Source organism: Streptomyces sp. KMM 9044, assembly GCF_024701375.2.
Classification (GTDB): Bacteria; Actinomycetota; Actinomycetes; order Streptomycetales; family Streptomycetaceae; genus Streptomyces.
In genome coordinates this window covers 494,796-512,911 of sequence record NZ_CP113910.1, presented here as the reverse complement: position 1 = coordinate 512,911, position 18,116 = coordinate 494,796, and the positions used below count along the sequence as shown (strand labels likewise).

The following is an 18,116-nucleotide window of genomic DNA, read 5'->3' as shown; positions in this document are numbered from 1 at the left end:
ACCGACCGACGACAGCATCACCCGACGACATCGACTCCGCTCCACGACAGTTCCCGCGGCCCCGGCCGCCATCGCCCCGGTGGAGGACACGCCATGGCACCACAGCGATTCCGTGAGCAGTACAGCCAGATCCAGCGCTCCATGCCCGACGTCCCCCTGGCGATCGGCCCGGACGACGCGGGAGAGTTCCTCTACGAGAAGGGCGTCGTGCTCGCCCGCGACGGCGAGGAGGCCCGCCTCGTCGAGGACACCGTGCGACAGCACTTCACCACGTTCGCCGGCCTGACCGCCGACCACGTGCGCCGGGCGGGCCCGGAGAGCAACCGCTCGGGCATCACCCGCATCCGGGTCGCCGACCCCGGGCAGGGCGACGGCAGCGGCGACCCCGCCGTCGCGGGCGCCCTGCGCGCCCTGCGGGAGCCGGAGGGCCGTACCGGCCGCCGGCTTGTCAGCCGCAACCACGTGGTGTCGATCGCCGTCAACGCCTGCCCCGGCGACGAGCCCGTCCCCGTGGGGGCCGACGCGCAGCCCAACCCGGCCGTCGCCGACGGCGCGCACGCAGGGGACGGTGCCGTCGGTGTCCTCGTCGTCGACACCGGCCTCATGAACGACTACCGGTCCTACCCCCTCCTCGCCCACACCCGGGGCGACGCCCAGGTCGAGGAGTGCGGGGAGGACGGCGTCCTGAGGCAGTACTGCGGTCACGGCACATTCATCGCGGGGCTCGTCGCGGCCGTCGCGCCCCACACGGACATCACCGTCCGCGGCACCCTGAACGACGCCGGTGCCATCCTGGAGTCCGAGTTCGGCGAGAAGCTGTTCGAGGCCGTCGACCAGGGCGGGTGGCCCGACGTCATCAGCCTCTCCGCCGGCACCTCCAACGGCCGCACCGACGGACTGCTCGGCGTCGACGCCTTCATGCGGGAACTGAGGCAGCAGCGCACCCTGCTGGTCGCCGCCGCCGGCAACAACTCCAGCGCCACGCCGTTCTGGCCCGCCGCCTACGCAGACCTCCCCGGCTTCGAGAACGCCGTCCTGTCGATCGGTGCCCTGCGCGGCGACGGCGACTTCGGTGCCTGCTTCAGCAACCACGGCGCCTGGGTGAAGGCCTACGCCCCCGGCGAGCGCCTCACCAGCGCACTCACCGGTTTCGAGACCCCCGTGCCGTACGTGTACCAGCACTCCACCTACGACGCCTGCCGCTACGGTTTCGGTTACGCCTGCACCTGCAGCCACCCCCGGCACACCGGTGTCCTCAGTGAGGAGCACGGCTCCGGCAAGCCGGACCAGGTGATGTTCGAGGGCCTCGCCCAGTGGAGCGGCACCTCGTTCGCCACTCCCGTCGCCGTCGGCATGGTCGCCGCCCACATGACCGCGCGGGCCGAGGCCGACCCGCGCAAGGCCCGGCAGCAGTTGATGGACGCGAACAGCGAGGTCGCCGAGGTGCGAGGGATGAACGTACCGGCGCTCATTCCGGCCACCTGGCGTCCCACGCCGGTCGCGCTCCCCTCCCCCCGGACATGAGGTCCGGAACCGTCCCTTCCACGGCGTACGATGACGTGCCGTACACGAGGGGTGGGGACGTGGACCGTACTGATGTCGGCGCGTTGGTCCAGTCCGCCGTCGGCGGCGACGCGGCGGCCTGGAAGGCGATCGTGGAGGGGCTGGGCCCCCTGGTGTGGTCCGTGGTGCGGGCCCACCGGCTCTCCGACGCGGACGCGCACGAGGTCTACCAGACGGTCTGGTTCCGCTTCGCCCAGAACCTGGGGCGCATCCGTGAACCGGAGAAGACCGGGGCCTGGCTGGCCAGCACGGCACGGCACGAGTGCCTGAAGGTGCTCAGGAACGCGCGTCGGCTGACCCTGACGGACGACCCGCAGTTCCTGGACCGGGTCAGCGAGGACGGCACACCGGAGCAGTCGCTGCTGGAGGCGGAGGAAGCCGCCGCCCAGAGCGAACGGGTACGGCGGATGTGGCAGGAGTTCGAGGAACTCGGCGACCGGTGCAGGCAGTTGCTGCGCGTGCTGATCGCCTCGCCGCCGCCCAGCTATCAGGAGGTGTCCGCCGCGCTGGGTATCGCGGTGGGCAGTATCGGGCCCCTGCGCCAGCGCTGTCTGCGCCGGCTGCGGGCCCGGCTCGAGGCACGGGGGGCGATGTGAACGCCGTGAACGGCACGGACGGGATGGACGGGATGGACGGGATGGACGGCGGCCCGGGCGACGGCGCGCTCGGCGAGCACCCCGGGACGGCGGAGTCCGCCGCCGGGGACGCCGACGTCGACCTGCTGGAGGAGGAACTCCGGCAGGCCGCCGCGGTCCTGGACCCGCTGCCGCCGGCGCTGTTGCAGATCGCCGTGGACGCCCACGCGCTGCACGACCTGGACACCAGGGTGGCCGAGCTGACCTTCGACTCGCTGGTCGACGCCATCCCGGTCAGAGGCGCCGAGGACCCGCCGCGGATGCTCACGTTCAGCGTGGGCGAGGTGACCGTGGACGTCGAGGTGACCGCACACGGCCTCATGGGGCAGCTCCTGCCGCCCCGGCCGGCCCGGATCGAGGTGCTGGGCGGACCGCAGCCGGGCCCCTCCCTCACCGCCGACGACATGGGCCGCTTCACCGGAGCCACCCCGCCCTCCGGCCCGTTCGCCCTGCGTCTGTGGACTGCCGGGAACGTGGTCGAGACGGAGTGGCTGCGCACCTGAGCCGTACGGCGGACCGGACACCGCCGGCCGTACGCGGTACGGCCGCGCACGGCCGGGTGACGGGCGGGACCCGCACCCGGTCAGCGTGACACCGCGTCCACCAGGCTCCCGAGGGCCGAGGCGAGGTCCCGCAGGCCCGGGCCCGCGGGACCGCCCGGCTCGGTCATGTACGTGTCCCTACGGATCTCCACCATCAGCGCCGTCACCTCCGCCCGCCTCCCGAAGAACTCCAGCGGTACGTACGTCCCGGCGAACGGGCTGTCGAGTCCCGTCTTCCCGCAGGGCGCGAACGCATCGAGGGCCGCGTCGAGCAGGCCGGCCGGCGTGTGGAAGCCGTCGGTGCCCAGGCAGACCGGCGGGCGGGGGCCCTCGCCGTGGAGTTCGTAGGGCAGGGGCGCGGTGGGATAGGAGTGGACGTCGATGATCACGGCTCGCCCGGTGGTCGCCAGGCGGTCCGCCACCGCCTGGGTCATGGCCTGTGCGTACGGACGGAAGTACCGCTCGACCAGCGGCCCGTGCTCGAATCCGTCGGGCCGCAGGACCTCCTTGTGCGTGGTCCGGGTGTAGACCGCGCTCATCCCGGACGCCAGCATCTCCTCCCGCTCGTCCGGGAACCGCTCGGGATCGATCACCAGCCGGGACAGCCCGTTGACGAACCGCCACGGAGTGATCCCGGCCGCCTCGGCGGCGGCCTCGGCGATCGAGGCGGTGTGCGCGTCGGTGATGTGGTCCAGCTCCCGCTCGAGCTCCGCGTCGCCCAGTACGATCCCGGACCGCACCTCGGCCGGTATCTTCCGTGAGGAGTGCGGCACATGGAGGATCACGGGGGAGTCCCCGGCACCGGGAAGAAGACGGAAGGACTGCGGTACCGGCGGGACCTCGGTCATACGGCCGCTCCAGGGGCGTTGTCAGTGGGGTACGGCAGGATCAAGGTGCCACACACCACTGACAACGCAGCCGGCGCACCGAGACCGAGGACCGATCCCATGCCCCTCACCAACGCACAGGTCACCGCCCATCCGTTCCTCCGGGACCTGTACCGGGACGGTTACTACCCGGACCACGTCGTCGACCGGGGCCGCGACATCCTGCTCGCCCTGTGCGCGCGGATCGAGGCGGAACGGCCCGCTGGCCTGCCCGCTCTCCACCTCCTCACCCACGCAGCGACCGAGGAGTTCAACGACCTGAAGACCGTGTTCGTGGAGGCGGGCAGCGAGATCGAGACGGTGGCCCGCGAGGCGATAGCCGAGGACTTCTGGTTCGTAGCCCAGTCCTACGGGTTCACTGACGCCGACGTGGAGGAGCTGATCGCCCCCCGCGAGTGGTGAACCGAAGAGGGTGGCCGGAGACGACGGCTCGGGCCCGCGGACACGGCTCCGCCCCGGCCGGGCGTGCTGCCGGGCGGGGCGGAACGGGCAGTCCCGCGAGGCCCGGCCTCGCGGGACTGCCCGGTGGCGTCAGCTCAGGGACGCCAGCGCCTCGTTCCACGTGGCGGACGGACGCATGACCGTGGCGGCCTTCGCCGGGTCGGGCCGGTAGTAGCCGCCGATCTCGGCCGGCTCGCCCTGGACGGCGGCCAGTTCGTCGACGATCTTCCGCTCGTTCGCGGTGAGGGTCTCGGCGAGCGGGGCGAAGGCCTTCGCCAGGTCCGCGTCGTCGGTCTGCCCGGCCAGCTCCTGCGCCCAGTACAGGGACAGGTAGAAGTGGCTGCCGCGGTTGTCGATGCCGCCGAGGCGACGGCTCGGGGACTTGTCCTCGTTGAGGAAGGTTGCCGTGGCACGGTCGAGGGCGTCGGCGAGGACCTTGGCGCGGGCGTTGCCCGTGGTCTCGGCGAACTGCTCCAGGGACGGCACCAGGGCGAAGAACTCTCCCAGGGAGTCCCAGCGCAGGTAGTTCTCCTTGACCAGCTGCTGCACGTGCTTGGGCGCGGAACCACCCGCACCCGTCTCGAACAGGCCGCCGCCCGCCATCAGCGGGACGACCGACAGCATCTTGGCGCTGGTGCCCAGCTCCAGGATCGGGAACAGGTCGGTCAGGTAGTCGCGCAGCACGTTGCCGGTGACCGAGATGGTGTCCTCACCGCGGCGGATGCGCTCCACGGACAGCCTGGTGGCCTCGACCGGGTTCAGGACGCGGATGTCCAGGCCCTCGGTGTCGTGCTCGGCGAGGTACCGCTCGACCTTGGCGATCAGGTGGGCGTCGTGGGCGCGGGTCCCGTCCAGCCAGAACACGGCCGGGGAGCCGGTGGCGCGGGCACGGGTGACGGCCAGCTTGACCCAGTCGCGGATCGGCGCGTCCTTGGTCTGGCAGGCGCGGAAGATGTCACCGGCGGAGACGGCCTGCTCCAGGACGGCGTTGCCGGCCTGGTCGACGAGGCGGACGGTTCCGGTGACCGGGATCTCGAAGGTCTTGTCGTGGCTGCCGTACTCCTCGGCCTTCTGCGCCATCAGTCCGACGTTCGGCACCGAGCCCATGGTGGACGGGTCGAAGGCGCCGTTGGCGCGGCAGTCCTCGATCACGGCCTGGTAGACGCCGGAGTAGCTGGAGTCCGGCAGGACGGCGAGGGTGTCGGCCTCCTGGCCGTCGGGGCCCCACATGTGGCCGGAGGTGCGGATCATGGCGGGCATGGACGCGTCCACGATGACGTCCGAGGGGACGTGCAGGTTGGTGATGCCCCTGTCGGAGTCGACCATCGCCAGCTTCGGGCCCTCGGCGAGCTCGGCGTCGAAGGAGGCCTTGATCCCGGCGCCCTCGGGCAGGCCCTCGAGACCCTTGTAGATGCCGCCCAGACCGTCGTTCGGGCTGAGACCGGCCGCGGCGAGCTGCTCGCCGTACCGCGCGAACGTGTTCGGGAAGAAGGCGCGTACCACGTGACCGAAGACGATCGGGTCGGAGACCTTCATCATCGTGGCCTTCAGGTGCACGGAGAACAGCACACCCTCCTGCTTGGCGCGGGCGACCTGCGCGGTGAGGAACTCGCGCAGCGCGGCGACCCGCATCACGGAGGCGTCGACGACCTCGTCCTTCAGGACGGGTACGGACTCGCGCAGCACCGTGGTGGTGCCGTCGTCGCCGACCAGCTCGATGCGCAGCGCACCGTCCTCGGCGATCACCGCGGACTTCTCGGTGGAGCGGAAGTCGTTCTCACCCATCGTCGCCACACCGGTCCTGGACTCGCCGGTCCAGGCACCCATGCGGTGCGGGTGGTTCCTGGCGTAGTTCTTCACCGAGGCGGGGGCGCGGCGGTCGGAGTTGCCCTCACGCAGGACCGGGTTCACGGCGGAACCCTTGATCTTGTCGTAACGGGCGCGGATCTCGCGCTCCTCGTCGGTCTTCGGGTCGTCCGGGTAGTCCGGCAGCGCGTAGCCCTGGCCCTGGAGCTCGGTCACCGCGGCCTTGAGCTGGGGGATCGACGCCGAGACGTTCGGCAGCTTGATGATGTTGGCTGCGGGGGTCCTCGCCAGCTCGCCGAGCTCGGCGAGAGCGTCCGGGATGCGCTGGTCCTCGGTGAGGTGCTCCGGGAACACGGCGATGATGCGTCCGGCCAGCGAGATGTCACGCGTCTCCACGGGGACACCGGCCTGGGAGGCGTACGCCCGAACCACCGGCAGGAACGAATACGTCGCCAGGGCGGGGGCCTCGTCAGTGTGCGTATAGATGATGGTCGAGTCAGTCACCGGGTGCTCCGCTCCACGTCTGCAACATTGCTCGACATCAAGATATCCCGTACGCGCCCCGAGCTCGACAGGGGTCCGGACCGGATGGGAGCCGACCGTGCCGGCTCCCGTGGGTTTCGGACCCCTGCGGACCGGTCGGCCCGCCGTACGTCAGATCGGCCGGGACGCCGTCATACCGTCCGGCTCCGGCTCGGCGCCGCGCTGCTGCGGGAACACCACCGAGCCCTGCTGCAGCGCCACCGTCCGCGCGGGCGATGGAATGCGGATGCCCTCCTGGCGGTAGCGCCGGTGCAGCCGTTTGACGAACTCGTGCTTGATCCGGTACTGGTCGCTGAACTCGCCGACGCCCAGGATCACGGTGAAACCGATGCGGGAGTCGCCGAAGGTGTGGAAGCGCACCGCCGGCTCGTGCTCCGGGAGCGCCCCGGTGATCTCCGTCATCACCTCGGCGACGACCTCCATGGTGACCCGCTCCACCTGCTCCAGGTCGCTGTCGTAGGACACCCCGGCCTGCACCAGGATGGTCAGCTCCTGGTCGGGGCGCATGAAGTTGGTCATGTTCGTCTTCGCGAGCTGCCCGTTGGGGATGACCACCAGGTTGTTCGAGAGCTCGCGGACCGTCGTCTGGCGCCAGTTGATGTCCTCGACGTAGCCCTCCTCGCCGCTGCTCAGCCGGATGTAGTCCCCGGGCTGAACGGTCTTGGAGGCGAGGATGTGGATGCCTGCGAACAGGTTGGCGAGCGTGTCCTGGAGCGCCAGCGCGACCGCCAGACCGCCGACGCCGAGGGCGGTGAGCAGGGGGGCGATGGAGATGCCCAGCGTCTGGAGCATCACCAGGAAGCCGATCGCCAGGACCAGGATCCGGGTGATGTTCATGAAGATCGTGGCCGAGCCGGCGACGCCGGACCGGGCCTGGGTCACCGATTGCACCAGGCCGGCCACCACCCGGGACACCGAGACCGTCGCCGCGAAGATGACCAGCACCGTCAGTGTCTGGTTGATGTTGTGCTGTACGGTCCGGGTCAGCGGCAGCGCCGCCGCCGCGGACGCGGCGCCGCCCGCGACCGCCGCCCACGGCGCGATCATGCGCAGGGCGGCCACGGCGACGTCGTCACCGCGCCACTGGGTGCGGTCCGCGTGCCGGCCGAGCCAGCGCAGCAGCATGCGCAGCAGGAACGCCGCGAGCAGGCCCGCGACGATCGCGATACCGGCGTACAGCATGTCGTTCATGGTGAGCGCGCGCGTCATCGCTCACCTCCGGCGAACGACCTTGCCGTGGACCGTATGTGATGTCGTGTCACGTCTCGTCACCTGCTTGCGTTCGGGGATGCCCGGGAGAGTGGGGCCCGGGAGGGTTGTGCCGTGCCGGGCCGGCCGGCGGTCGGCGCAATCGCTCATCCTGCCGTATCCACAAGGGCAGTTCGTACCGCGCCGTGGCCGCGGGGCGGCCTGCTGCGGCCCTGGTCAGATCGCCTTCGGCCGCACCGGCGCGCCCAGCGTCAGCGCTCCGGGCGGCAGCGGCAGCCACACCGTGGCGACCCGGAACGCCAGCACCACCGCCGTGGCCACCGCGGCCGCCCCCCCACCGCGAACCGGGTGGCCGGCAGCCGCGCCGTCGGCAGCCGTTCGAGGACCGCGCCCCGCCGGGTGCACGCGGCGGCCACCCGGGTCGGACAGGCCGCGCCCACCCCGTGCGGGCGGCAGGTCTTGACCTCGACAATGGTTGAGGTTCTACCTTTTCCGGCATGAGCATGGGGACCACAGCCTGGACCCAGCTGCGCAGCGTCATGACCGCAGCGGAGGAACAACGCTCCCTGGTGCGCCGGACGCTGCGCCGCATCGCGGGGTTCGCCCGCCCGCACCGCCGCACGGCCCTTTTCGTCCTGCTCGGATCCGCGACCGCGACGCTCGCCGTCGCCACCCCCGTACCGGCCGGACGCGTCGTCGACACCAGCGTGACCGGCGGTGACTCGGCCGCGGTCGTCCGGCTGGCCCTGCTCATCGCGCTGATCGCGGTGGTGGAGGCGGCGCTCGGCATCCGCGGCCGGAGACTGTCGGCGTCCCTCGGGGAGGAACTCGTCCTCGATCTGCGGACCGCCGTCTTCGACCATGTGCAGCGGATGCCGGTCGCGTTCTTCACACGTATCCGTACGGGCGCGCTCGTCTCCCGCCTCAACAACGATGTGATCGGCGCCCAGCGGGCCTTCAGCAACACCCTGTCCACCGTGGTCGGCAACGTGGTGACGCTGGTGCTCGCCCTGGTGGTGATGCTCACCCTGTCCTGGCGGATCACCCTGCTCGCCCTGCTCCTGCTGCCGGCGTCCGTCGTCCCCGCCCGGCGCATGGGCCGCCGCACGGCCAGGATGCAACGCGAGGCCGCCGCCCTGGACGCGGCCACGGGCACCCGGATGACCGAGCACTTCTCCGCGCCCGGCGCCACCCTCGTCAAGCTCTTCGGCCGCCCGGGGGAGGAGTCGGAGGAGCCGGAGGAGTTCGCGCTGCGCGCCCGCCGGCCCGCGGACCAGGAGTGGAGCGCGGCGGGGGCGGTGTAGGGCCCGTCCCGCGTCCAGGACCTGAAACCCGACGCCCCCCCCGTGGGGCGTACGCGTGAGCGCCGGGTCCGGGTCCGGGGCCGGCGACGGCGCCCGGCTGCCTACGGCCGCCTGCGGTTTCCTGCGGAGGGCCGTCCCGCGTCACTCCTCGCGGGGGTCCGCCCCGCTCCGCACGGAACTCTCCCCGTCTCCGGGCTTCCCGCTCTTCGAACCGCCACGGCCACGACTGCCCCGGCCATGACTGCGGCCGGCGCCCCCACGCCCGCCGCCGCCATGCCCCGCGCTGTACGCGTCGAGTTCGATGGCGAGCGGTGAGGCGGTCAGCACCGACGAGTACGTGCCCACCCCGATGCCGATCAGCAGCGCGAGCGCGAAGTCGGTGAGCGAGTCACCGCCGAGCACCGCCAGCGCGGTCAGGATGAAGATCACACCGATACCGGTGTTGACCGTACGGGGCAGCGTCTGCAGGATCGCCCGGTTGGTGGACGAGGCCAGCGGAGCCCCGGGGTTCTTGGCCCACAGTTCCCGGACGCGGTCGAAGACCACCACGGAGTCGTTCACCGAGTAACCGATCACGGTGAGCAGCGCGGCCAGGAACACCCCGTCGACCGGCTTGCCCAACCAGGCGAAGATGCCGGTGAGGATCACCACGTCGTGCGCCAGGGTGCCGACCGCGGCCGTACCGAACATCCAGCGGAACCGGACAGCGAGGTACACCAGCTGGGCGCCGAGGGCCAGGCCCAGCGCGATCAGCGCGTTGCGGCGCAGTTCGTCCCCGAGGCTCGGACCGATCAGCTCGTCGCGGACCTTCTCCGCCCCGCCGCCGACCTCGCCGACGGCCTCGGCGACCTCGACCGCCTCGGCGTTGCTCAGCTCCTCGGTGCGCACGGTCAGCCGGTTGTCCCCGGAGGACTGCACGACGGCCTGCGGGAAACCGGCGTCGGCCAGGGCCGCCCGAGCCCGGTCCGGGTCGACCGTGCCGCTGGTCGAGTACTCGATCAGGCGGCCGCCGGTGAACTCCACACCGAAGTTCAGCCCGCGCACCAGGATGCCCGAGCCGGTGACGACGAGTACGAGGACGGACACCGTCAGCCAGCGGCGCGGGCGGCGCATCAGCTGCGGGTCACGGCGGATGAGGTACTTGCGGACCCGGCCGAGGGAGGCCAGCCCGGTGACCTCCGGCCGGCGGTGCACCCACCGGCGCGCCACGGCGAACTCGGCGAACACCCGGGTGATCACCAGCGCGCTGATCATGGAGGCGACGACACCGATGGCCAGGGTGACGCCGAAGCCCTTCACCGGGCCGGAGGCGAGCAGGAACAGCAGCACCGCCGCGATGAGCGTGGTGATGTTGGAGTCGGCGATCGCGCTGAACGCGCCCCTGAAACCGGCGGTCAGCGCCGAGCGGCTGCTGGGTCGGCCGCGATGGCCGTACTCCTCGCGCGCTCGTTCGAAGACCAGCACGTTGGCGTCGACGGCCATACCGATCGCCAGGACGAAGCCGGCCAGACCCGGCAGGGTCAGCGTCGCGCCGAGGGCCGCGAGGGCTGCATAGGAGATCACCCCGTAGCAGACCAGAGCCAGGGTGGCCAGGAGCCCCATCAGCCGGTAGACGACGATGATGAACAGCGCGGTCAGGGCGGTGCCGACGACGGCCGCCCAGGCGCTCGACTCGATGGCCTCGGCACCCAGCGTCGGTCCCACGGTCCGCTGCTCGACTGTCTCGACCGGCACCGGGAGGGCGCCGCCGCTGATGAGCAGGGCGAGCTCGCGGGACTCGTCGCTGGTGAACGAACCGGTGATCTGGGTGGATCCCCCGGTGATACCGGCACCGCAGGCCACGGAGGGATCGACCTGCGGCGAAGAAATGATCTTGTCGTCCAGCACGATCGCGACCCGGCGCTGCGGATCGCCCGCCGGGTGGCAGGCCGCCTCGCCGGTCAGCTTCGCCCAGCCCCGGTCGTCCTTGAAGTCCACGGTGACCAGCCAGCCGGCGGCGCCCTGCTGGTCGAAGGCGGCCTCGGCGCCCTCCACGTCCTCGCCTGTGAGCGCGGCGGGGGCCAGGCGGAGCCGCTCCCCGGCCTCGTCGGACAGGACGCGTTCGCCCTTCGGCAGCGGATCGTCGGGGTCGGACCCGGTACCGGGTCCGAGTACCGGGTGGACGGTGAGCTGCGCGGTACGGCCCAGCACCTCGGCGGCCTGCCGGGGGTCCTGCACACCGGGCAGCTCGACGATGATCCGGTTGTCACCGGAGCGGACGATGGTGGGTTCGGCGACGCCGAGCGCGTCGATCCGGCCGCGCAGGACCTCGAGCGTGCGGTCGGTCGCCTCACCGTCGGCCTCGAGGGTTTCGGTGGAGCGGGTCTCCAGCACGATCTGGGTACCGCCGCGCAGGTCGAGTCCCAGGCGGACGGGGACCGTCACGGCGATGTAGACGGACACGGCGATCACGACGAGTGCGAACAACGCCCGGATACGGGCGGAATTTTTCACGGATGACTCCAGCAGTCGCACCGCGGCCGGTCGGGCACGCGGCAGAGAGGAAGAGGAACGGGACTCTCATGTGCTGGACGGGCCGGGCGGCGCCCGGCCGAGGTCGGCCGGCGTGTGCGCGGCGGCGGGCGGTGCGTGGCCGGCCGCCGGGGCGGGGCGGGCCGGCCGCGGCGGGATGCGGGGGGTGTGCGCGGGGGTGAAGAGCAGATGGCCCGCCGGCACCGTGCGCTCCCCGGCGTCGCGCTGCGGCCTGAGAGGGACCGTACGGACGGTGCAGCCGCCGTCGGTCTGCGGACGTGCGTCGGACGAGCCCGCTCCCGGCGCGGCGGAGGGATCCGGAACGGACGGCCCCGGCCCGTCGGGCGCCGGGGCACCGGGAGCCGCCGGGGCGTCGTGGGCCGGTGACTGCGCCGCGCGGACGGCCCGCGGGGCGTCGGTGAGGCCGAACCCCAGGGCCAGGAGGACGCAGGCCAGGGCGGCGAGGACCGCGACGGCGCGGAGCGGAGGGCGGGCGGTGCGGGCGGCACGTCCCGGCGGGGTGGCGTTCAAGGCTCGACGAGCCCCGCGCGGATGGCGTACCGGGTCAGATCCAGGCGGTCCCGCAGCCCCAGCTTGTTCAGCAGGTTCTCGCGGTGCCGCTGCACGGTCTTGATGCTGATGAAGAGCAGTCCGGCGATCTCCTTCGACGAGTGTCCCTCGGCGACCAGCTTGAGCACCTCCTCCTCGCGCGGCGTCAGCAGCTGGGGTGCCTCCTCGCCGTGCTGGACCCGGTCGAGGTAGTTGCGGATCAGGGCGGTGACGGCCCCCGGGTAGAGGAAGGGCTCGTCACGCATCGCGGCCCGGCAGGCGGCGACCAGATCACGGTCGGCGACCGACTTCAGGACGTACCCGCCGGCCCCGGCCTTGAGCGCCTGGAACAGGTACTGCTCGTTGTCGTGCATCGTCAGCATCAGGATGCGCAGGCCCGGCTTCAGTGCGGACAGCTCCCGGGCGGCCTGCAGACCGGTCATCCGGGGCATGGCGATGTCCAGCACCGCCAGGTCGATCTCCCGGGCGCGGGCCATGGCGACCGCCTCCGCACCGTCACCGGCCTCGGCGACGACCTCCAGGTCCGGCTCCCGGTCGAGGATCAGCCGGACGCCGCGGCGCACCAGGGCGTGGTCGTCGGCGAGCAGGATCCGGATCGTGGTCGGTGAGGCCTGGTGGTTCATGGCTGCTTCCTGACGACGGGCACGGCCAGCCGGATCCGGGTACCGGTCCGGGTGACGGGAGTGATGTCCAGTGTCGCCCCGATGAGCAGGGCCCGTTCACGCATACCGCGCAGGCCCGCCCCCTCGTGGGCGACACCGATCCCACGGCCGTCGTCGGTGACCTCGAGGACGACCTGGTCGTCGTCCCGGTACAGGCTCACCGTGGCGGAGCGCGCCTCGGCATGCCGGGCGACATTGGTCAGACTCTCCTGTGCCACACGGTAGATCACCAGCTCCGTACCGTTGTCCAGCGTGGGCAGGTCGGCGTCGAAACGGCGCTGTACCCGCAGCCCGGTGTGCGTGGCGAACTCGGTGGCGAGCGAGGTGACGGCACTGACCAGACCGAGATCGTCCAGTACGCCCGGACGCAGCCGGCGCACCAGCCGTCGGACCTCGTCCAGACTCTCCCGGGTGATCTCCCGCACCTGCTGGATCTCGCCGCGCAGCGGAGCGGGCGCCTCGTCGGCGACCTGCTTCAGGGCCAGCAGGATGGCGGTCATGCTCTGCCCGACCTCGTCGTGCAGCTCGGCGGCGATCCGGCGCCGCTCCGCCTCCTGGGCGAGCAGGGCACGGGCGCTGCTCGCGGCGCGCTCCTTCTCCAACCGCTCCAGCATGGCGTTGAACGTACTGACCAGCTCGGCGACCTCCCCACCGCCGCGCACCGGAAGCCGCTGACCGGGCCGCAACAGGTCGACGGTTGCCATCAGCCGGGTCACCCGGTCCAGCGGGGCGAGCCCGATCCGCAGCAGGGCCGCGTTGGCGACGAGCATCACGCCCATGCCGCCCACCAGGATCACCGCCTCGGTCAGCAGTACCGGCACGGAGACGGTCACCGGAGCCCACAGCAGCAACGAGGTGGCCGCGCCCAGCACCACCGCGTTGAGTCCGAAGATCCGCCAGTACAGGGACACGGAGGTCACGCCTTTCCTCTTTCGTCTGCCTCTACTGTCGGGCACCGCGGCGCCCGGTGCGGCAGCGGTCCCTGATCCCGGCGAACAGCGAAACGGACAGAGTGCACGAGCCGGCGGACTCCGGTCGATGGGCTCCGTGACCCATTTCGGCCCGCCCGGCGGGCCCACGCCGTCCGGAGTGGGCCCTCGGACCCGGCGCAGATGGGTACCGCGCCCAATGGGTTCCGGGCGGGGAAGCGGCGAGGGTGATGGATCGGCCAGATCCACCATCCGTCACCAGAGGAGACTCTCCGTGTCGCTCGACCTGCCCCTCACCGAATCGCCTGCCGACCACCCCGCAGTGGACCAGATCAGGCAGCGCCTCGAACACGCGCGCACCACACGGGTGGCGCAGCTCAAGGCGCTCGACGACACCGGACAGGGCTCCGACGATCACCTGCTGGCCAACCAGCAGGACTCCATCAGGCGTGTCCTGAAGGAGATCGACGAGGCCTTCGCCCGCGTCGCGGACGGCAGCTACGGCACCTGTCTGGGCTGCGACAAACCCGTCCCGGCGGAGCGGCTCGAGATCCTGCCGCACACCCGGTACTGCGTCTCGTGCCAGAGCCGTGCGGCCTGACCCCGTCCGGCCCCGTATCCGCACCCGGCCCCGCCCGTAATCCTCTCCCGCTCTGCCCAAGGGGGTGAAGTGGTGACCCACCAGACGATCGACGAGCACGACGAGGTCCGCACATCCGAGGACCTCGGGGCGTTGCGTGCGAGCCTGCGCGAGCAACAACTGTTCCGCCGGGACCAGCTGCGGCAGTTCGCCGTCGACGCCGGGGTGCTCCCCGGCGGGCCCGGCAGCCCGGGTGTACCGCAGGTCGCCGGACAGATCGAGGTCCAGGTCAGGCTCGCCGCGTCCGCCCGCATGGTGCTCGCCGACGTCGAGGCGGCGCTCACCCGCATGGACACCGGTGACTACGGCGTCTGCCACCTGTGCCGCGGTCCCGTCGAACGCGACCGGCTGCTGATCGTCCCGCAGGCCCGCTACTGCGCCCGCTGCCAGCAGGTGCGGGAGGCCGTGCGATGACCACGGCACACCACCGGCCGCCGGACGACCGGCCGGAGCACGCGCGCACGCGGCACGCGCATACGCGGCACGTACGGGGGTGACCCGCACGGCCGCCGGAATGCTCCGCCCGCGCGCTGCACCCACCGTCCCGGGCGCGCGGGCGGTGGCCGCCCCCGCCGCGGACACCCACCCCGCCGGACCGCTCCCGACGGGGCGCCCCGGGGGCGCACCTCACCGGGGCGGTGCCGCGCGGAGGGCACCGTCACCGCCGCCCGGCACCGCCCCGCCGCCCGGCACCGCCCCGCCGGGCGGCGGTGACCCGTGCACCCGAACCGTCCCACGGCGGCCTGGACGACGGCATCCCGCGCCCCGACACCACCCACCTGCCCACCCACCCCGAAGGAGTCATACCGTGGCGGGCCCCCTTCCTCCCGCACAGCCGCCCCCGGGCCCCCGTCTCGGCCCGCCGCCGACTCCCCGGCGGTGGCGTCGGCGGCCCAACCCCCTGCGCCGCCCGACCGACGTTCTCCAGGCATGGATCGGCCTCGGACTGCTGCTCGCCGTGCCGGCCGTGGCGCCCGTGGCCGGCGTCGCCGCCGCGGATCTCGCCCACCGCCACTACGGGGACACGGCCCGCCACCAGTCCTTGACCCGGCACGAGACGGACGCGACCCTCACCGAGGACGTACCCCGCCACCCGGAGCCCGGATCCGACGAGGCGAAGCTCGCCCGCTACCTCGCCGAGGTCCGCTTCACCACTCCTGACGGGCGTACCGCCATCACCCGGGCCGAGGTCCCACCCGGCCTGTCCGCCGACAGCCGGGTGCGCATCTGGACGACCGCCGCAGGCCAGGTGACCGAACCGCCGCTGACGCGTGAGCAGATCCGCAGCCGCAGCATGGGCTGGGCCCTTCTCGCCGCCGTCGGAACCGCCCTCACCGGCGTCGCCGCCCACGCCGCGGCCCGCCATGCCGTGCGGCGCCGCAACCTCGCCGCATGGGAGAGGGCCTGGGCCGAGACGGCACCCCGCTGGACGACGCCCGGATGAACGGATGAACCGTCGTACGGACCGCACGGAACCCGTAGGCGCGTCCGGCACCCCGCGTGCCGTCTTCCGGACGGTGTTCGACCACCTGGCCGCCGGACTCCCGGAACCGGCCGTGCCGGTCTAGCCCCATCCTCCGCACGTCACTGGTCTGAGTGACGTCTGTCGGGCTGGCGCTGGTCAGGACAGGTTGATTTCCAGCAGGTCGAGGAGGTGCAGCTGCACGCCGCGGGTGATGTGGAGTACTTGGGGCGTGCAGTTGCCGGGGCTGGTGGCCAGGTCGAGTTCACCGAGGTGGTAGAAGATCATGCGGGCGGTGGGGCGTTCGCGGCGGTTGTCCGGGTAGAGGCCGGTCATCCTGCCGTCCGGGCTGCCATCGCGTTCCAGGGCTCGGCGTACCTGTCGTTCGATCAGGCTGTAGACCAGCAGGGCGAGCATGAGTACGTGCAGCAGTGCGGCGATGCGTTTGTTGTCGTGGAGGAAGAGCGGCGCGACGGCCAGGGGGCCCTTGAGTTCGCTGTAGCGGCGCTCGACCTGGGGCTGGCCCTTGTAGGCCAGGAACACCGCGGCGGCGTCGGCTTTGATGGGGTCCTGGTTGGTGATCAGTGCGTACCAGCCGTCGGCGTTGGCCTGGATGTCGAGCACGTCCTGGTCGAAGTGCCAGGTGAGGGCGGGTTTCCCGTCGGGGCCGTCGGTGATGTGGGTGCGCAGGCAGTCGGTGACGCGCCGCTTGGCGGCGATCACCCCGATCTTCGCGGAGACCTTGTCGCGGGTCGGGTAGTAGCGACTGCCGGCCAGCCGCGCGAGCTTGTCCAGGTCTTCACGGGCCTTGGAAAGGCGTTTGTCGCGGGCCTTGGCCTGCGCGAGGGCGTTGCCGGCGCTGTGGACCAGGATGCGGCGCACGGTGATCGGCGGGTCGCTTCTGCGTTTGCCGGTCAGGGTGTGGGTGTCTTCCAGGACCCGGTAGTCGGGGCGGTCCATGGTGGGGCGGTCGGCCACCCGCACCGGGACGTAGTCGACTCGCTCCGCGGTGGCGGGGTCGAGGGCGGCGAACACCGCCGTGTCGGTGGCCGAGGCCGCGAGCGGTGCGATGAACTCGACCTGCGCGCCGGACAGCGCGGTGAGGTTGTCGTAGGAGACCAGTTTGCTGTCCCCGATCATCAGGAAGCGCTTGACGGCGGCGGTCTTCTGGAACCGCGCCATCGCCGAGACCACCTGGGTGATCTCGCCGCTCTGGCCGGAGACCGCGGTGGCCAGCAGGGGATGGCCCCGTCCGCGCTGATCCCCAGGCCGGCCTGGATCTGCTTGAGGTCCACCCGCCGGTCCTTCGGGTGCCCGTAGGCGACCGTGGGATAGTCCGGGTCCTGGTCTTCGGGGTCGAAGGCCCCGGTCAGCGACATCGAGGTCATGTCCCAGTGCAAGGTGGCGGTGTCGATCCCGAACTCGCAGATCGCCCGGGCGGCGATCGATCCGGTGATCTCGTCCAGGTGCGGGGCGATCGCGTCCAGGGCGCGGCCGAGCCGGTCGTCGTTGAGCAGCCCGGGATCGAGCTCCATGACCTCCTTGACCGCCCAGGTCCGGGCCCAGTCCTCCACACGGACCAAAGGCCGGGGGCTGGTGAGCCGGTTGGCGACCAGGGCCTCGATCACATCGCCGTGCGTGGCCAGCGCCAGATCCCGCACCGGACACAGCCCATCGACGGTATCGGCCACCCGCAGTCGATGCAGAAACTCCGCGACCACGGGCAGAGCGCCCAGACGCTTGGTCACCACCTGCGTCACCACCGCACGCATGCGCAGCGGGCCACGCTCACGCCGGACAGCGACACGGCGGGCAGGAGGCGGAGTCATCAACATGCTCAGACAACACCGACACCCCGCCCACCGTTACGGCCCACCAGCGGATTCAACCGATACCGCTACGCGCGGAGGATGGGTGTACCCCGGTGACGGCTTCCGCGAACTCGGGAGGCAGGAGTGTCTACGGCTGATGGGCGCGGTGCCCGTCGGCCGCATCGTCTGCACGCGCTGAGCCCTGCCCGCCGTGCTGCCGGTCAACTTCGTTCTGGACGAAGACGGTTCGGTCCTGCTGCGTACTGCCGCGGCCTCGGAACCGGTCCGCGCGATCGACGGCGCGGTGGTCGCCTTCGAGACCGTCGACGCCGTCCGGCGGGCCGGCTGGAGCGTGGTCGTCACGGGCCCGGCCATGGTGGTGACCGACCCGGCCGAGCACGCACGCCTGACCCGCACCGGCCCGGTCTCCTGGGTGCCCGCGACGCGGGAGGTCTTCGTCTGCATCGTGCCCGAGCTGGTCACCGGGCGTGAACTCGTCGGCGGACAGACCCTGTACGGGGGTGGACCTCACCATCTGAACATCTTCCGGCTTCCTCCCGGTCTGTTCCCGGACTCCTCCAACTTGTACCGCACACAGGGC

At 71.9% G+C, this 18,116-nt stretch carries 16 protein-coding genes and 2 pseudogenes; 9 read left to right on the top strand and 9 right to left on the bottom strand.

What is annotated here, in order from left to right:
* The first annotated feature begins 93 nt into the window (after nt 1-93).
* The 3 genes from HUV60_RS02425 to HUV60_RS02415 are packed head-to-tail and all read left to right on the top strand — an operon-like array spanning nt 94 to nt 2,701.
* On the top strand, nt 94-1,524 hold the full coding sequence (locus tag HUV60_RS02425; RefSeq protein ID WP_257852558.1) for a S8/S53 family peptidase: 1,431 nt from the start codon (nt 94-96) through the stop codon (nt 1,522-1,524).
* A complete protein-coding gene (locus tag HUV60_RS02420; protein ID WP_257852560.1) occupies nt 1,521-2,159 on the top strand; it encodes an RNA polymerase sigma factor in 639 nt (212 codons plus the stop codon). The genes HUV60_RS02425 and HUV60_RS02420 overlap by 4 nt, the downstream gene beginning before the upstream one ends.
* A 23-nt stretch (nt 2,160-2,182) precedes the next feature.
* Nucleotides 2,183-2,701, top strand: a complete 519-nt coding sequence (locus tag HUV60_RS02415; protein ID WP_443047491.1) for a hypothetical protein — start codon at nt 2,183-2,185, stop codon at nt 2,699-2,701.
* 80 nt (nt 2,702-2,781) lie between these two features.
* On the opposite strand, the gene HUV60_RS02410 is transcribed toward HUV60_RS02415, so the two are convergent.
* Nucleotides 2,782-3,588, bottom strand: a complete 807-nt coding sequence (locus HUV60_RS02410) for an N-formylglutamate amidohydrolase (RefSeq protein ID WP_257852563.1) — start codon at nt 3,586-3,588, stop codon at nt 2,782-2,784.
* Nucleotides 3,589-3,687: 99 nt separating this feature from the next.
* Here HUV60_RS02410 and HUV60_RS02405 point away from each other — a divergent pair, with 99 nt between their 5' ends.
* Nucleotides 3,688-4,029 carry a DUF5713 family protein gene (locus HUV60_RS02405; RefSeq protein WP_257852564.1) on the top strand — a complete coding sequence of 114 codons (342 nt, stop codon included), beginning with the start codon at nt 3,688-3,690 and terminating at the stop codon, nt 4,027-4,029.
* A gap of 129 nt (nt 4,030-4,158) precedes the next feature.
* Here HUV60_RS02405 and HUV60_RS02400 read toward each other — a convergent pair whose 3' ends face one another.
* Entirely contained in the window at nt 4,159-6,378 is a 2,220-nt protein-coding gene (locus tag HUV60_RS02400) for an NADP-dependent isocitrate dehydrogenase (RefSeq protein ID WP_257852565.1), read from the bottom strand.
* Nucleotides 6,379-6,528: 150 nt separating this feature from the next.
* Entirely contained in the window at nt 6,529-7,626 is a 1,098-nt protein-coding gene (locus tag HUV60_RS02395; protein ID WP_257852566.1) for a mechanosensitive ion channel family protein, read from the bottom strand.
* Between the two features lie 497 nt (nt 7,627-8,123).
* Between HUV60_RS02395 and HUV60_RS02385 the strand changes: the two are divergent.
* Nucleotides 8,124-8,900, top strand: a pseudogene (locus HUV60_RS02385) (ABC transporter transmembrane domain-containing protein); the annotation flags it as partial.
* Between the two features lie 171 nt (nt 8,901-9,071).
* On the opposite strand, the gene secD reads toward HUV60_RS02385, so the two are convergent.
* The 4 genes from secD to HUV60_RS02365 form a co-directional block, all read right to left on the bottom strand.
* The gene (gene secD / locus HUV60_RS02380; protein WP_257852567.1) at nt 9,072-11,423 is read right to left on the bottom strand and encodes a protein translocase subunit SecD; all 2,352 of its coding nucleotides are present in this window, start codon (nt 11,421-11,423) and stop codon (nt 9,072-9,074) included.
* A 66-nt stretch (nt 11,424-11,489) separates the two neighbouring features.
* The gene (locus HUV60_RS02375; RefSeq protein ID WP_257852569.1) at nt 11,490-11,972 is read right to left on the bottom strand and encodes a hypothetical protein; all 483 of its coding nucleotides are present in this window, start codon (nt 11,970-11,972) and stop codon (nt 11,490-11,492) included.
* A complete protein-coding gene (locus HUV60_RS02370; RefSeq protein WP_257852571.1) occupies nt 11,969-12,634 on the bottom strand; it encodes a response regulator transcription factor in 666 nt (221 codons plus the stop codon). Before HUV60_RS02370 ends, HUV60_RS02375 begins: the two co-directional genes overlap by 4 nt.
* A complete protein-coding gene (locus HUV60_RS02365; protein WP_257852572.1) occupies nt 12,631-13,593 on the bottom strand; it encodes a HAMP domain-containing sensor histidine kinase in 963 nt (320 codons plus the stop codon). Before HUV60_RS02365 ends, HUV60_RS02370 begins: the two co-directional genes overlap by 4 nt.
* A 283-nt stretch (nt 13,594-13,876) precedes the next feature.
* On the opposite strand from HUV60_RS02365, the gene HUV60_RS02360 reads away from it, so the two are divergent.
* From HUV60_RS02360 to HUV60_RS02350, 3 genes are all read left to right on the top strand, one after another.
* The gene (locus tag HUV60_RS02360) at nt 13,877-14,203 is read left to right on the top strand and encodes a TraR/DksA family transcriptional regulator (RefSeq protein WP_257852574.1); all 327 of its coding nucleotides are present in this window, start codon (nt 13,877-13,879) and stop codon (nt 14,201-14,203) included.
* A 72-nt stretch (nt 14,204-14,275) separates the two neighbouring features.
* The gene (locus HUV60_RS02355; protein WP_257852575.1) at nt 14,276-14,656 is read left to right on the top strand and encodes a TraR/DksA family transcriptional regulator; all 381 of its coding nucleotides are present in this window, start codon (nt 14,276-14,278) and stop codon (nt 14,654-14,656) included.
* A 394-nt stretch (nt 14,657-15,050) separates the two neighbouring features.
* On the top strand, nt 15,051-15,686 hold the full coding sequence (locus HUV60_RS02350) for an Rv1733c family protein (protein ID WP_257852577.1): 636 nt from the start codon (nt 15,051-15,053) through the stop codon (nt 15,684-15,686).
* Between the two features lie 177 nt (nt 15,687-15,863).
* Here the strand turns inward: HUV60_RS02350 and HUV60_RS02345 are convergent, their stop codons facing one another.
* Together HUV60_RS02345 and HUV60_RS02340 are read right to left on the bottom strand one after the other, a co-directional pair.
* Nucleotides 15,864-16,898, bottom strand: coding sequence for an IS1634 family transposase (locus HUV60_RS02345; RefSeq protein WP_443047203.1), 1,035 nt, complete (start codon nt 16,896-16,898; stop codon nt 15,864-15,866).
* Nucleotides 16,844-17,452, bottom strand: a complete 609-nt coding sequence (locus HUV60_RS02340) for a DUF4277 domain-containing protein (RefSeq protein ID WP_269441107.1) — start codon at nt 17,450-17,452, stop codon at nt 16,844-16,846. Before HUV60_RS02340 ends, HUV60_RS02345 begins: the two co-directional genes overlap by 55 nt.
* Before the next feature lie 166 nt (nt 17,453-17,618).
* Here HUV60_RS02340 and HUV60_RS02335 point away from each other — a divergent pair.
* A pseudogene (locus HUV60_RS02335) lies at nt 17,619-18,035 on the top strand (pyridoxamine 5'-phosphate oxidase family protein); the annotation flags it as partial.
* Between the last annotated feature and the right edge of the window lie 81 nt (nt 18,036-18,116).